A 13,997-nucleotide genomic window follows, 5' to 3' on the forward strand; every position below is an offset into this window, starting at 1 on the left:
GCTCCCCGCGAGCGAGGACCCCGGCGAGGGCTCGGCGACGTACGACCCGTGCCCGGCGACGTACGAGGACGGTCCGGCGGCGTACGAGGACGGTCCGGCGACGTACGAGGACGGTCCGGCGGCGTACGACGAGGGCACCGGCATCAGCAGGAGGGCGACGGCGCTCACCGCAAGACCGGCCGCCCACCGAAGCCGCCGCAGGCCCGTCCCCTGCATGCCGTCCCCTTCCACTGCCGCCCGACGCTTGCCCCATCGCTGCAACAAGCCTCACATAGAGCAATAAATCGGGCACGCCGGATTTAGCGGCCTCCAGGGTGGTGGATCAGTCCGGAACGGGGGCACCACGGTGATGTGACGGCTCGGTGCGAGAGAATGGCGGCATGGAGATGCCGAGGAACGAACGGTCGCCGGAGAACCCGCAGATCTTGGTCGTGGGCCAGGACGGAATGGCTCTGGGCGGCGGCGGAGACGACGACTCCCGCGAGGTCCCGGTGACGGAGATGGTGGAACAGCCCGCCAAGGTGATGCGCATCGGCAGCATGATCAAGCAGCTGCTGGAGGAAGTGCGCGCGGCTCCCCTGGACGAGGCGAGCCGGCAGCGGCTCAAGGAGATCCACGCCAGCTCGGTCAAGGAGCTGGAGGACGGGCTCGCGCCCGAACTCGTCGAGGAGCTGGAGCGGCTCTCACTTCCCTTCAACGACGAGGCCACTCCTTCCGACGCCGAACTGCGCATCGCGCAGGCCCAGTTGGTGGGCTGGCTGGAGGGACTCTTCCACGGGATCCAGACGACGCTGTTCGCGCAGCAGATGGCGGCGCGGGCCCAGCTGGAGCAGATGCGCCGCGCCCTGCCGCCGGGCGTCGGCGGCGACGAGGAGGACGATCCGCGCGCAGCGGGCGGCCGCACCGGCGGCCCGTACCTGTAAGCAGCCGAGGAACGCGGAAGGGGCCGGCCCACTCGGGCCGGCCCCTTCCGCATGTGGATCAGGCGTGCGGATCAGGCGTGCGGATCAGCTGTCCGACGGGTTGCCCGTCGATACGTACAGGTCGATCGAGACGTCCTTGGGGTCGACCTCGTCACCCGCGCCGGGCACCTGGTTCATGACCGAGCCCTCGCCGTAGGTGTTCTCGTCCTGCTCCTTGATCTGGTACTTCCAGCCCGCGGCCTGGAAACAGGCCTTCACGGACTTGATGTTCTTGAGGTAGAAGTCCGGGATCTTGATCTTGTTCTCGTCGTTGTAGCCGATGTCGGGATCGGTGCACTCGGACGTCTCGATCGTCTTCGTCAGATCGGGACCCTTGTGCCCGGCGACCTCCGACGTGGTCGGCTTGTCGGTGGAGCCACCGCCGCCGCCCTTGTCGTCGCCGTTCATCGCGAGGGCCGTGATCAGGCCGCCGATGGCGACGAGCGCGACGACGATCGAGCCGACGATCACCGCCGTGTTGCGCTTGCCGCCGCCCGATCCGCCCGAGCTCGGCGCGGGCGCCTGCTGCGGCGAGATGGAGTACGGCGGCGGGGTCTGCTGACCGCTCTGCGCGTACGGGGAGGCGGGCGGCGGGGTCTGGTAGCCGCCCTGCAGGTGCTGCGCGCTCTGCTGCGGATAGCCGTACCCGGCCTGCGGCGGCGGCGTCGGCTGGCCGTAGGGGCCCGGCTGGTACGGCGTCTGGACGGGGCCGGGCGTCGGCATCCCGTTCTGGTCGACCGGCGGGAAGACGGTCGCGCCGACACCGGCACCGCTCGACGTCTGGGCGCCGGGCACGATGCTGGGGGCAGCGGCGGGAGCGCCGGCCAGCGACTGGGCGACCCGCAGGCACTCGTCCCGCATCGACTCGGCGCTCGGGAAACGCTCGTTCGGGTTCTTCTTCAGGGCGCGGGCGACGAGCGCGTCGACGGCCGGCGGCAGCGAGCGGTTGATCGAGGACGGAGCCACCGGCTCCTCCTGGACGTGCGCATACGCTATGGCCAGCGGTGAGTCCGCCTCGAACGGCAGCCGCCCGGTGACCAGTTGGAAGAGCATGATGCCGACCGAGTACAGGTCGGAGCGGGCGTCGACGCCGCGCCCCAGGGCCTGCTCGGGCGAGAGGTACTGCGGGGTGCCGACGACCATGCCGGTCTGCGTCATCGACGTGACGCCCGACTGCATGGCGCGGGCGATGCCGAAGTCCATGACCTTCACGACGCTGCGCTTGGTCATCATCACGTTGCCCGGCTTGATGTCCCGGTGGACCAGGCCCATCTCGTGGCTGATCTCCAGGGCCGCCAGCACATCGGCGGTGATCTTGAGGGCCTTGTCGGCGGGCATCGCGCCGTACCGCTGGACGTCCTCGTCGAGCACGGAGCCGAGCGGACGGCCCTCCACGTACTCCATGACGATGTACGGAGTGATGGTCCCGTCGAGCTCGTCCTCGCCGGAGTCGAAGACCGAGACGATGTTCGTGTGCGTGAGCTTGGCCACCGACTGGGCCTCGCGCTGGAAGCGCTGACGGAAGGCGTCCTCGCGGCCGAGTTCCGTGTGCAAAGTCTTGATGGCGACCGCGCGGTCGAGCCGGGTGTCGTGCGCCAGGTGCACGGAGGCCATGCCGCCCTGGCCGAGCAGGTCGCGCAGCTGGTACCGCCCGTTCGCCACGGCACGGCCCGCGTACCGCCCGCTCTGTGCGCCGCCGGCGCTGTCTGTGCCGTCTCCGGGCATGATCTCTACGTCCCCCATAGGCGCCCCGACGTCGGCGCGGCCGGTGATCGAATTCAGCTATTCCCGGCCAAGTCTGCCCCAGGGCCCTGCCACGTCAAGCTCGATGCCCGTTCCGTGACCGTACGGGCAAGAAGAGTCGCGCAAGCGTTACAGGACGAGGCGTGCGAACTGCCGCGGAACAGTCATGGACCCGGCACAGAAATTGCGCGCACGATTTGCAGGACGTGCACGGCAACGGGTTTGATGTCCGGTCCATCTCGGAACGGGGCCGCCGCCGAAGCCTGTAGCGTGGCCCGACGGAGGCGTATTCACAACCGCGCGTACTCCGACGCAGGGATCCGGCAGCCCAGGCAGACCCAGACAGATCCAGACAACACGGACAGAAACGACGGCGAGGACTGATGGCACAGCAGCAGCGCGCTCAGGGCCCGTCCGACCCCGAGGCGACTGGCGGCGGTATGTCAGATGCGCCGGAGATGTGGGGCAACGGCGGACTGGTGGGGGACGGCCGGTACCGGCTGACCCGCAGACTCGGCCGGGGCGGCATGGCCGAGGTGTTCGCGGCCGAGGACGTGCGCCTCGGGCGCACCGTCGCCGTCAAGCTGCTCCGCTCCGACCTCGCCGAGGACCCGGTCTCCAAGGCGCGCTTCACTCGCGAGGCACAGTCGGTCGCGGGCCTCAACCACCATGCGATCGTCGCGGTCTACGACTCCGGCGAGGACTACGTGAACGGCCAGGCCGTCCCGTACATCGTCATGGAGATCGTCGAGGGCCGCACCATCCGCGACCTCCTCATCAACGCCGAGGCGCCGGGCCCCGAGCAGGCCCTGATCATCGTCTCCGGCGTCCTGGAAGCGCTCGCGTACTCGCACCAGCACGGCATCGTGCACCGTGACATCAAGCCCGCGAACGTGATCATCACCAACACCGGCGCGGTGAAGGTGATGGACTTCGGCATCGCCCGCGCCCTGCACGGCGCGCAGTCGACGATGACGCAGACCGGCATGGTCATGGGCACGCCCCAGTACCTCTCCCCCGAGCAGGCCCTCGGCAAGGCCGTCGACCACCGCTCGGACCTGTACGCGACCGGCTGCCTGCTCTACGAACTCCTCGCGCTGCGGCCCCCGTTCACCGGTGAGACGCCGCTCTCCGTCGTCTACCAGCACGTCCAGGACATGCCGGTGCCGCCCTCCGAGGTCTCGGACGCGACGCCGCCGGAGCTGGACGGCCTCGTCATGCGCTCCCTCGCCAAGGACCCGGACGACCGGTTCCAGACGGCCGAGGAGATGCGCGGGCTCGTCCAGTACGGGCTGCAGATGCTGTACGAGCAGGGCGGCCACACCGGCACCTGGAACACCGGCCCCGTCGACATGCACGAGGGCGGCAACACCCCGGCGATGGGCATGGCGGGCACCACCGCGCTGCCGCACCCCGGCGACACCGGCACGGCCGCGCAGCCGATGCTGCGGCCGCCGGGCGGCGACGACGGCGGCTTCGACGGCCGTGGGAACGGCGGGGGCGGCGGTGGCCGCGGCAAGCTGTGGATCGTCGCCGTGCTCGCGGTGATCGCGATCGCGGTGGGCGTGGCCTTCGCGCTGAACGCGGGCGACAACAAGAACAAGGGCCCCAGCGACAAGCAGTCGCCGTCGGTGACGCAGTCCGAGAAGTCGGACGAGCCGACGGAGACGTCCGACGAGGGCGAGACCCAGGGCGAGACGCAGGACCCGGGCACCGGCACGGGCGGCGACCCCGACTACACGCCGAGCGAGCAGCCCACCAGCGAGAACCCGACGCCGTCCCAGACGGTGACGGACGAGCCCACGGACGAGCCGACCGACGAGCCGACGAAGCCGACGAACCAGCCGACCCAGCCGACGGACGAGCCGACCCAGCCGACCGACGAGCCGACCGGCACCGGTGGCAACACGGGCGAGCCCGGCACCGACGCCGGCGTCAACGGCGGCGCCTGACCCTCCTACCGCCGACGGACCCGCAGGTCCGCGGAGCGCTGCGCGGAACCGCCCCGCAGTTCGTGCACGGTCACGAACTGCGGGGCGACGCGCAGGTAGACCGGGTCGAAGAGCTCGCCGTCCGCGAAGTGCGGGGCGGGGCCGAAGAGTTCGAGCTCGGCCGTGGACGGCTCGACCTGCTCGCAGGTGCCGACGCACTGCACCGACCACTGGCCGACGTCCTCGGGGCCCTCGACGCCGAGGTTGTCCGCCCCGTACGCGACGACGCTGCCGATGCACGCCTGGTGGTAGCCGTATCCGCGGTGCATGCGCAGCAGCAGTCGTCCGCCGGCCACGACGTGGCGGGCGGAGGCGAGGAAGGGCAGGGCGCGCATGCTGGTCGCCACGCGCCCGTAGGGCACGCGGGCGAGCAGCTCGAAGCCGCGGTCCTGGTCCGGCTGCGTCCCGGAGGGCGTATCGGTGGGCATGTCACCACTGTGCGATGCCGACGGGGTGCCGGAAAAGAGGAGCCCGCCCCCAGGAAACGGGACCTACGTCCCGTGTCGGCGGGCGTCCGGGTGACGCCGGCGGCATCGGGGTGTCAGTGCTTCTCGGCCTGCATGCGGGCCACGTACGCGGCCGCCTGGGAGCGGCGCTCCATGCCGAGCTTCGAGAGCAGGCTGGACACATAGTTCTTGATCGTCTTCTCGGCGAGGTGGAGGCGCTCGCCGATCGCGCGGTTGGTCATCCCCTCGCCGATCAGGTTGAGGATCTTGCGCTCCTGCTCGGTGAGGCCCGCGAGGCGGTCGTCCTCCTTGCTGCGGCCGCCGTCCCGCAGCCGCTCCAGGACGCGGGCGGTGGCGACCGGGTCGAGCAGCGACTTGCCCGCGGCGACGTCCCGCACGGCGGTCAGCAGCTCGTTGCCACGGATCGCCTTCAGCACGTAACCCGAGGCACCGGCCATGATCGCGTCGAAGAGCGCCTCGTCGTCGGCGAACGACGTCAGCATCAGGCACTTGATCGACTCGTCCTGGGAGCGGATCTCGCGGCAGACCTCGACGCCGCTGCCGTCCGGCAGCCGCACGTCGAGAACCGCGACGTCGGGCCGGGTCGCGGGGATCCTGACCAGGGCATCGGCGGCCGTACCGGCCTCGCCGACGACCACGATGTCGTCCTCCACCGAGAGCAGCTCATGGACTCCACGCCGGACCACTTCATGGTCGTCGAGGAGAAATACGTGAATTTTTCCGTCTTCGCGCACGGGCTCAGTCTCACACACCAACTCTTCCCGTGCCCTGGGTGACCGGGATAACGTGCCGGTGTTCCGGCCCCCTGCCAGGCTGAGACCAAGTGTCGTCGCACAGCTGTGACCTGCGGCGCTCCGTCCGTCCCGCGGTTACTAGGAAATCCAACCAACGACTTACTTGGAAATCCAAGCAAAATCGCAGGTCAGATGGGGTTTCGCAGATGTGTGTCGTACTGGGTACCGTGCTGGGTGAAGGGTGCTTGCCGGAGCGCTGAGCTTTGTCTGGACACGCCTGTATCCGGCGCAGCGCACCCACCCCGTGCGTGGACGGATCAGGCGAGCCGAGCCGACTGGCCATCCGGCAATCCCGGGGCCGGACCGACGGAGGAGCACACGTGACCGTAGACAGTGCTGACAGCACTGCCGCTGCGCAGAAGGCACAGCCGCCGCGCAAGCGGGCCGCTGCGAAGAAGTCTGCGAAGAAGTCCCCCGGCAAGACCGCCGCGGCGAGCGGGACCGAGCAGCTGGTCCAGCTCCTGACCCCCGAGGGTGAGCGGGTCAAGAGCGCCGAGTACGACAAGTACGTCACCGACATCACCGACGACGCCCTGCGCGACCTGTACCGCGACATGGTGATGGCCCGCCGCTTCGACGCCGAGGCCGTCACGCTGCAGCGCCAGGGCGAGCTGGGTCTGTGGCCCTCGCTGCTCGGCCAGGAGGCCGCCCAGGTCGGTTCCGGCCGCGCCACCCGCGACGACGACTACGTCTTCCCGACCTACCGCGAGCACGGCGTCGCCTGGTGCCGCGGCGTCGACCCGACGAACCTGCTCGGCATGTTCCGCGGCGTGAACAACGGCGGCTGGGACCCGAACACCAACAACTTCCACCTGTACACGATCGTCATCGGCTCGCAGACCCTGCACGCCACCGGCTACGCGATGGGCGTCGCCAAGGACGGCGCGGACAGCGCGGTGATCGCGTACTTCGGTGACGGCGCCAGCAGCCAGGGCGACGTCGCGGAGTCCTTCACGTTCTCCGCGGTCTACAACGCCCCGGTCGTGTTCTTCTGCCAGAACAACCAGTGGGCGATCTCCGAGCCGACCGAGAAGCAGACCCGCGTGCCGCTCTACCAGCGCGCGCAGGGCTACGGCTTCCCCGGCGTGCGGGTGGACGGCAACGACGTGCTGGCCGTGCTCGCCGTGACCCGGTGGGCGCTGCAGCGGGCGCGCGACGGCGAGGGCCCGACCCTCGTCGAGGCGTTCACGTACCGGATGGGCGCGCACACCACCTCCGACGACCCGACGAAGTACCGGGCCGACGAGGAGCGCGCCTCCTGGGAGGCGAAGGACCCGATCCTGCGCCTGCGCACGTACCTGGAGACCCACACGGACACCGACGCCGCGTTCTTCACGGACCTCGACGCCGAGAGCGAGACGCTGGGCAAGCGGGTGCGCGAGGCCGTGCGCGCCATGCCCGACCCGGACCGGATGGCGATGTTCGAGAACGCGTACGCGGACGGACACGCGCTCGTCGACGAGGAGCGTGCCCAATTCGCCGCATACCAGGCGTCGTTCGCGGACGGGGAGGTCTGAGCACCATGGCTGTACAGAAGCTTCCGATCGCCAAGGCGATCAACGAGTCGCTGCGCACGGCGCTCGACAACGACCCGAAGGTCCTCGTCATGGGCGAGGACGTCGGCAAGCTCGGCGGCGTCTTCCGCGTCACCGACGGCCTGCAGAAGGACTTCGGCGAGGACCGGGTCATCGACACCCCGCTCGCCGAGTCCGGCATCGTCGGCACCGCGATCGGCCTGGCCCTGCGCGGCTACCGCCCGGTCGTGGAGATCCAGTTCGACGGTTTCGTCTTCCCCGCGTACGACCAGATCGTCACGCAGCTCGCCAAGATGCACGCGCGTGCGCTCGGCAAGGTCAAGGTGCCCGTCGTCGTGCGCATCCCGTACGGCGGCGGCATCGGCGCGGTCGAGCACCACAGCGAGTCGCCCGAGGCGCTGTTCGCGCACGTCGCGGGTCTGAAGGTGGTCACGCCCTCCAACTCCAGCGACGCCTACTGGATGCTCCAGCAGGCGATCCAGAGCGACGACCCGGTGATCTTCTTCGAGCCGAAGCGGCGCTACTGGGACAAGGGCGAGGTCGACACCGACGCCGTCCCCGGCGACCTGCACAAGGCCGTCGTGGCGAAGGAGGGCACGGACCTCACCCTCGTCGCGTACGGGCCCATGGTGAAGGTCTGCCTGGAGGCCGCCGCGGCCGCCCAGGAGGAGGGCAAGTCCCTCGAGGTCCTCGACCTGCGCTCGATCTCGCCGATGGACTTCGACGCCGTGCAGAAGTCGGTGGAGAAGACGCGGCGGCTCGTCGTCGTGCACGAGGCCCCGGTCTTCCTCGGCTCCGGAGCGGAGCTGGCGGCCCGGATCACCGAGCGGTGCTTCTACCACCTGGAGGCGCCCGTACTGCGGGTCGGCGGCTACCACGCCCCGTACCCGCCGGCGCGTCTGGAGGACGAGTACCTGCCGGGCCTCGACCGGGTGCTCGATGCCGTCGACCGCTCGCTGGCGTACTGAGGAGGGCTGCACCATGGCTCGTGAGTTCAAGATGCCCGACGTGGGCGAAGGCCTGACCGAGGCCGAGATCCTCAAGTGGTACGTCCAGCCCGGCGACTCCGTCACGGACGGGCAGGTCGTGTGCGAGGTGGAGACGGCCAAGGCGGCCGTCGAGCTGCCCATCCCGTTCGACGGGGTGGTCAAGGAACTGCTGTTCCCCGAGGGCACGACCGTCGACGTCGGCCAGGTGATCATCTCCGTGGACGTGGCGGGCGACGAGCCCGCCGCCGCGCCGGTCGTCGCGGCCGAGCCGGAGCCCGAGGCGGCGGAGGCGGCCCCGAGCGGGCGGCAGCCCGTGCTCGTCGGCTACGGCGTCGCCGAGTCGTCGACCAAGCGGCGGGCCCGCAAGGGCGCCGACACCCCGGTCGCGGCCAACGGCACGGCCACCGTCGTGGCCGACCGGCGGCCGCTCGCCAAGCCGCCCGTGCGCAAGCTCGCCAAGGACCTCGGCGTCGACCTCGCCACCGTGATCCCGTCGAACCCCGACGGCATCATCACGCGCGAGGACGTGCACGCCGCCGTGGCCCCCGCCCCGGCGGCGGCACCGGCCGTGGAGGTCCCCGCGCAGGCCGCTCCGGCCCCGGCGCCGGCCGCCGTCGTCTCGTACGACGCGGTCCGCGAGACCCGGGTCCCGGTCAAGGGCGTCCGCAAGGCGACGGCGCAGGCGATGATCGGCTCCGCGTTCACCGCGCCGCACGTCACGGAGTTCGTGACGGTCGACGTGACGCGCACGATGAAGCTCGTCGAGGAGCTCAAGGCCGACAAGGACATGCAGGGGCTGCGGGTCAATCCGCTGCTGCTCGTCGCCAAGGCGCTGCTCGTCGCGATCAAGCGCAACCCCGAGATCAGCGCGTCGTGGGACGAGGGCCAGGACGGCAAGGCCGAGATCGTCCGGAAGCACTACGTGAACCTGGGCATCGCGGCGGCCACGCCGCGCGGTCTGATCGTGCCGAACATCAAGGACGCCCACGCCAAGACGCTGCCCGAGCTGGCGTCCGCGCTGGGCGAGCTGGTGACCACGGCGCGGGAGGGCAAGACGTCTCCCGCGGCCATGCAGGGCGGCACGGTGACCATCACGAACGTCGGCGTCTTCGGCGTCGACACGGGTACGCCGATCCTGAACCCGGGCGAGTCCGCGATCCTCGCGGTCGGGGCGATCAAGCCGCAGCCGTGGGTGCACAAGGGCAAGGTCAAGCCGCGGATGGTCACGACGCTCGCGCTGTCCTTCGATCACCGGCTGGTGGACGGGGAGCTGGGCTCCAAGGTGCTGGCCGATGTGGCGGCGGTCCTGGAGCGGCCGAAGCGCCTGATCACCTGGAGCTGACCGCTTCGTGGGCGACTGCGCGACCGGCTGTGGCCGGTCGCGCAGGTCCCCGCGCCCCTGACGGGGCGCCTGTCCTCAGGTCTACTTCTTGAAGCCGTAGTCCATGAGCTTCTTCGCGTCGCTCGTCCGCGCGTTCACGGACGTCGACTTGAGGACCGTGCCGATCACGGTCTTGCCGTTGCGCGTGGCCGCGAAGACCAGGCAGTAGCCGGCCTCCGGACCCGAGCCCGTCTTCACGCCGATGGTGCCGGTGTACGAGCCGAGCAGGGTGTTCGTGTTCGACCACGACATGTAGCGGTAGCCGCCGGACTTCGTCGTGACCTTCTGCTTCGTCGACTTGGTCTTCACGACCGAGCGGAACGTGGAGTTCTTCATCGCCGACGAGGCGATCTTCGTCAGGTCGCGCGGCGTCGAGTAGTTCGAACCCTTGCCGATGCCGTCGAACGAGTCGAAGTGGGTGTTCTTCAGCCCCATGTCCGTCGCGGCCTTGTTCATCTTGCCGATGAAGGACTTCACGCGGGCGGCGCGCGTGGTGCCGGAGCCGAACTTGTCCGCGAGCGCGTACGCGGCGTCGCAGCCCGACGGCAGCATCAGGCCGTACAGGAGCTGGCGGACGGTCACCTTGTCGCCGACGATCAGCCGGGCCGACGAGGCGTTGTTCTTGACGATGTAGTCGCTGTACGCCTTCTGGACGGTGACCTTCGAGTCCAGGTTCAGGTTCTTCTGGGCCAGCACCACCTTGGCGGTCATGATCTTGGTGGTGGAGCCGGTCGACCGGCGGGTGTCCGCGGCCTTGGTGAACAGGCTCGCGCCCGTCCCGTTGTTCATCACGTAGCCGCCCGCCGCGGCGATCGTGGGCTTGGCCGGCGCGGTCGCGGCCTGTGCGGAGGTGGTCAGCGCTCCGCTGGTGAGCACGGTTCCCGCGACGAGAACAGCGATGCCCGTTATGCGAGTTTTCAAGGTGGACGCTCCAAATGCCCCTATAGCGCGCCCCATTGGGGAGATCGCGCATGGATGAGACTCATGGGGTGGCCGCATGGTTGCGCTCTGCGGGCGGAGTTGACGCGGAGAGTTGTGGGGCGGTCCCGGAGCGTCCGCATCATGGACGCGGATCATCTTGCGTACGTGTTGTATCTATGATGTGCGCATGTCCTCGACCGTCACAGAGAAGCGCCCCCCTGCCGCCGAGCGCGTCTACGAACACGTCAAGCGCGGCGTCCTCGAACGCCGTTACGAGGGGGGCACGTTGCTCACCGAGGGCGAGCTCGCCGAGGCCGTCGGCGTCTCCCGCACCCCGGTGCGCGAGGCGCTGCTCAAGCTGGAGGTCGAGGGACTGCTGCGGCTCTACCCGAAGAAGGGCGCCCTCGTGCTGCCCGTCTCCGCGCAGGAGATCGCCGACGTGGTGGAGACCCGGCTGCTCGTCGAGGAGCACGCGGTGCGCAAGGCCGTGCCCGCGCCGCCCCGGCTGATCGAGCGCCTCACCGAGCTCCTGGAGCTCCAGCGGGCCCAGGTCGCCGCCGGTGACCTGGCGGAGGCCGCCGCGACCGACCGCTGCTTCCACGCGGAGATCGTGCGCAGCGCGGGCAACGCGATCCTCTCCCGCCTCTACGACCAGATGCGCGACCGGCAGCTGCGGATGGGCGTCGTCGTGATGCAGGCCCACCCCGACCGGACCGCGAAGACCCTCGCGGAGCACGAGGAGATCCTCGACGCGCTGCGGGCCGAGGACGTGACGGCGGCCGTCGCCGTGGTGAAGCGGCACGTGGCGCGGGTGCGGAACCTGGCGCGGGGTGAGGTGTGATGAGTTCCGCCTCGTCCGCCTCGTCCGCCTCGTCCGGGGCCGCCGTCACGCTGCCCGGCGATCCGCCCGGCGGCCGGCGGGCCGTCGCCGTCTGGTCGATCGGCGTCGCCGTCTACTTCGTCGCCGTCATCTTCCGTACGTCCCTCGGGGTCGCCGGACTCGACGCCGTCGAGCGGTTCCACATCAACGCGTCGGCGCTCTCCACGTTCTCGATCCTGCAGCTGCTCGTGTACGCGGGCATGCAGATACCCGTCGGCCTGATGGTCGACCGGCTCGGCACGAAGAAGGTGCTCACGCTCGGCGTGGTCCTCTTCACCGCCGGGCAGCTGGGCTTCGCGTTCTCGTCGTCGTACGGCATGGCGCTGGCCTCGCGCGCGCTGCTCGGCTGCGGTGACGCCATGACGTTCATCAGCGTGCTGCGGCTCGGCACGCGGTGGTTCCCCGCGCGGCGCGGGCCGCTGGTCGCGCAGTTGGCGGGTCTGGTCGGCATGGCGGGGAACCTGATCTCGACCCTGGTGCTGGCGCGGCTGCTGCACGGTGTCGGGTGGGAGGCGGCGTTCGCGGGCAGCGCGGGTCTCGGCGTCCTCGTACTGGTCCTGATGCTGCTCTTCCTGAAGGACCACCCCGAGGGGCACGAGCCGGCGCCGATGCCGGCCGCGCACAAGGGGCCCGCGTTCGTGCGGGCGCAGATCGCGGCGTCGTGGCGGGAGCCGGGGACGCGGCTCGGACTGTGGGTGCACTTCACGACGCAGTTCCCGGCGATGGTGTTCCTGCTGCTGTGGGGGCTGCCGTTCCTCGTCGAGGCGCAGGGGCTCTCGCGGGGGACCGCGGGGGAGCTGCTGACGCTCGTGGTGCTGTCGAACATGGTGGTGGGCCTGGTGTACGGGCAGGTGGTGGCGCGGCATCACGCGGCGCGGCTGCCGCTGGCGCTCGGCACGGTCGGGACGACGGCCGTGCTGTGGGCGCTGCCCATGGTGTGGCCGGGGCGGTCGCCGATGTGGCTGCTGCTGGTGATGTGTGTGGTGCTGGGGGCGTGCGGGCCCGCGTCGATGATCGGGTTCGACTTCGCCCGGCCGGCGAATCCGCCGGAGCGGCAGGGGACGGGGTCCGGGATCGTCAACATGGGCGGGTTCGTGGCCTCGATGACGACGCTGCTGGCGGTGGGCGTCCTGCTGGACGCCACCGGGGACAACTACCGCGTGGCGTTCTCCGCGGTGTTCGTGCTGCAGGCGCTGGGGGTCAGCCAGATCCTGCGCCTCCGCAAGCGAGCGGCTCGCGCCGAGCGTGAGCGGCTGGTGGCATCCCGGGTGACGTCGGTCCACGTCCCTGCGTGATCCGTACCGCGGGGAACGGCGCGACCAGCCCTCACCGGCCCGCGGTCGGCAGCGGGGAACAGTACGCAGACGCGCCCCCGCCACCGGCGCCGGTGTCAGGGCGTCACGGTCAGGGAGTGGAGGATCGCCGACGCCAGGTCCGCGTCGCCCTCCGTCTTGATCCGGTCCGCCACCGCCTCGGGCGTGACCCGGCCGCACGAGAGCCGCACGTACGTCTCCCAGTCCAGCGCCAGCGTCGCCGCGGGCCCGAGCGACGGCGCCCCGTCGATCGTGCCCTTGCCCTCCGCGTCGATCCGCACCGTCCGCAGGAACTCGACGGGCCCGTGCACGTCGAACACGACGGCCGACCCCGCCGGCGCCCCCGCGTCCTTCGCGACGATCTTGGGCAGGACGGCGAGCAGCATGTCCCGGGTGACGTACGCGCCGGGCGAGTCGAGGTTGCCCGGCCTGCCGAGGGCCTGGCGGAGGTCCTGCTCGTGCGCCCAGATGTCGAACGCCCGCCTGCGCATGGCGAATTCGAGGGTCTCCTCGACGGCCCGCGGCCCGCGCACGATGGTCGACGGCTCCCGCGTCTCGTTCCGCAGCTGACGCGACCGGCGGATGATCGTGTACTCCAGCTCGGAGACCATCTCCGGCGCCGTGTGGTGGCGGCGGACGTCGACCTGGATCTCCTGGTACCGCTGTGACTCGTTCTGCACGTGGTACAGGTCGCGGGGCAGCGTGTGGATGGGACGGGGGTCGCCGAGCATCTCGCAGTCCGTGCCGATCACATGGGACACGACGTCGCGGACCGACCAGCCGGGGCACGGTGTCGCCCGGTTCCACTCGCCCTCCACGAGCGGTGTGACCAGCTCGGATATCGCTTCCACGGAGTGGGTCCAGGCATCGGCGTAGGACTGAAGGCTGGGGTGGAGACTCACGGAAGGGGACCCCTCGAGCGGTTGTGACGCGGTCGGTGAAGTAGGCGGCGGGCGCAGGCGGCGGGTGTCTTGAGAGGCTAAGTTACGCTGCCCGCAAGCACCCCGGCAGTGCTTTCGTG

General features: G+C 70.4%; 12 protein-coding genes and 1 pseudogene. 7 read left to right on the forward strand and 6 right to left on the reverse strand.

Annotation, left to right across the window (positions count from 1 at the left end; translation table 11 throughout):
- Positions 1-216 (reverse strand): annotated as a pseudogene (locus M4J07_RS23340) (hypothetical protein); the annotation flags it as partial.
- Between the two features lie 164 nt (positions 217-380).
- Between M4J07_RS23340 and M4J07_RS23345 the strand changes: the two are divergent.
- Entirely contained in the window at positions 381-923 is a 543-nt protein-coding gene (locus tag M4J07_RS23345; protein ID WP_255974924.1) for a bacterial proteasome activator family protein, read from the forward strand.
- Between the two features lie 84 nt (positions 924-1,007).
- Here the strand turns inward: M4J07_RS23345 and M4J07_RS23350 are convergent, their stop codons facing one another.
- On the reverse strand, positions 1,008-2,687 hold the full coding sequence (locus M4J07_RS23350; protein ID WP_255974925.1) for a protein kinase domain-containing protein: 1,680 nt from the start codon (positions 2,685-2,687) through the stop codon (positions 1,008-1,010).
- A 401-nt stretch (positions 2,688-3,088) separates the two neighbouring features.
- On the opposite strand from M4J07_RS23350, the gene M4J07_RS23355 reads away from it, so the two are divergent.
- Positions 3,089-4,657 carry a protein kinase domain-containing protein gene (locus M4J07_RS23355; RefSeq protein WP_255974926.1) on the forward strand — a complete coding sequence of 523 codons (1,569 nt, stop codon included), beginning with the start codon at positions 3,089-3,091 and terminating at the stop codon, positions 4,655-4,657.
- Positions 4,658-4,662: 5 nt separating this feature from the next.
- Here the strand turns inward: M4J07_RS23355 and M4J07_RS23360 are convergent, their stop codons facing one another.
- Positions 4,663-5,124 (reverse strand): pyridoxamine 5'-phosphate oxidase family protein, encoded by a 462-nt coding sequence (locus M4J07_RS23360; protein ID WP_255974927.1) that lies wholly within the window; start codon positions 5,122-5,124, stop codon positions 4,663-4,665.
- A gap of 113 nt (positions 5,125-5,237) precedes the next feature.
- Entirely contained in the window at positions 5,238-5,897 is a 660-nt protein-coding gene (locus M4J07_RS23365; protein ID WP_255974928.1) for a response regulator, read from the reverse strand.
- 380 nt (positions 5,898-6,277) lie between these two features.
- Between M4J07_RS23365 and pdhA the strand changes: the two genes are divergently transcribed.
- The 3 genes from pdhA to M4J07_RS23380 are packed head-to-tail and all read left to right on the forward strand — an operon-like array spanning position 6,278 to position 9,823.
- Positions 6,278-7,474 carry a pyruvate dehydrogenase (acetyl-transferring) E1 component subunit alpha gene (gene pdhA / locus M4J07_RS23370; RefSeq protein ID WP_255974929.1) on the forward strand — a complete coding sequence of 399 codons (1,197 nt, stop codon included), beginning with the start codon at positions 6,278-6,280 and terminating at the stop codon, positions 7,472-7,474.
- A gap of 5 nt (positions 7,475-7,479) precedes the next feature.
- Positions 7,480-8,460, forward strand: a complete 981-nt coding sequence (locus M4J07_RS23375; RefSeq protein WP_255974930.1) for an alpha-ketoacid dehydrogenase subunit beta — start codon at positions 7,480-7,482, stop codon at positions 8,458-8,460.
- Between the two features lie 13 nt (positions 8,461-8,473).
- Positions 8,474-9,823 (forward strand): dihydrolipoamide acetyltransferase family protein, encoded by a 1,350-nt coding sequence (locus M4J07_RS23380; protein WP_255974931.1) that lies wholly within the window; start codon positions 8,474-8,476, stop codon positions 9,821-9,823.
- A gap of 81 nt (positions 9,824-9,904) precedes the next feature.
- On the opposite strand, the gene M4J07_RS23385 is transcribed toward M4J07_RS23380, so the two are convergent.
- Positions 9,905-10,762, reverse strand: a complete 858-nt coding sequence (locus M4J07_RS23385; protein ID WP_255974955.1) for a D-alanyl-D-alanine carboxypeptidase family protein — start codon at positions 10,760-10,762, stop codon at positions 9,905-9,907.
- 208 nt (positions 10,763-10,970) lie between these two features.
- On the opposite strand from M4J07_RS23385, the gene M4J07_RS23390 reads away from it, so the two are divergent.
- Positions 10,971-11,624 (forward strand): GntR family transcriptional regulator, encoded by a 654-nt coding sequence (locus M4J07_RS23390; RefSeq protein ID WP_255974932.1) that lies wholly within the window; start codon positions 10,971-10,973, stop codon positions 11,622-11,624.
- On the forward strand, positions 11,624-12,958 hold the full coding sequence (locus tag M4J07_RS23395; RefSeq protein WP_255974933.1) for an MFS transporter: 1,335 nt from the start codon (positions 11,624-11,626) through the stop codon (positions 12,956-12,958). The genes M4J07_RS23390 and M4J07_RS23395 overlap by 1 nt, the downstream gene beginning before the upstream one ends.
- 95 nt (positions 12,959-13,053) lie before the next feature.
- On the opposite strand, the gene M4J07_RS23400 is transcribed toward M4J07_RS23395, so the two are convergent.
- Positions 13,054-13,878 carry a maleylpyruvate isomerase family mycothiol-dependent enzyme gene (locus M4J07_RS23400; protein ID WP_255974934.1) on the reverse strand — a complete coding sequence of 275 codons (825 nt, stop codon included), beginning with the start codon at positions 13,876-13,878 and terminating at the stop codon, positions 13,054-13,056.
- Positions 13,879-13,997: the final 119 nt, after the last annotated feature.

The sequence above is a fragment of the Streptomyces longispororuber genome (assembly GCF_024448165.1).
In the GTDB taxonomy this organism is placed as follows: domain Bacteria; phylum Actinomycetota; class Actinomycetes; order Streptomycetales; family Streptomycetaceae; genus Streptomyces; species Streptomyces longispororuber_A.

Excerpts from the sequence above, each read along its gene's own strand:
- M4J07_RS23345 (WP_255974924.1), top strand. The coding sequence starts at position 381 with ATGGAGATGCCGAGGAACGAACGGTCGCCGGAGAACCCGCAGATCTTG.
- M4J07_RS23350 (WP_255974925.1), bottom strand. The coding sequence starts at position 2,687 with ATGCCCGGAGACGGCACAGACAGCGCCGGCGGCGCACAGAGCGGGCGG.
- M4J07_RS23355 (WP_255974926.1), top strand. The coding sequence starts at position 3,089 with ATGGCACAGCAGCAGCGCGCTCAGGGCCCGTCCGACCCCGAGGCGACT.
- M4J07_RS23360 (WP_255974927.1), bottom strand. The coding sequence starts at position 5,124 with ATGCCCACCGATACGCCCTCCGGGACGCAGCCGGACCAGGACCGCGGC.
- M4J07_RS23375 (WP_255974930.1), top strand. The coding sequence starts at position 7,480 with ATGGCTGTACAGAAGCTTCCGATCGCCAAGGCGATCAACGAGTCGCTG.
- M4J07_RS23380 (WP_255974931.1), top strand. The coding sequence starts at position 8,474 with ATGGCTCGTGAGTTCAAGATGCCCGACGTGGGCGAAGGCCTGACCGAG.
- M4J07_RS23390 (WP_255974932.1), top strand. The coding sequence starts at position 10,971 with ATGTCCTCGACCGTCACAGAGAAGCGCCCCCCTGCCGCCGAGCGCGTC.
- M4J07_RS23395 (WP_255974933.1), top strand. The coding sequence starts at position 11,624 with ATGAGTTCCGCCTCGTCCGCCTCGTCCGCCTCGTCCGGGGCCGCCGTC.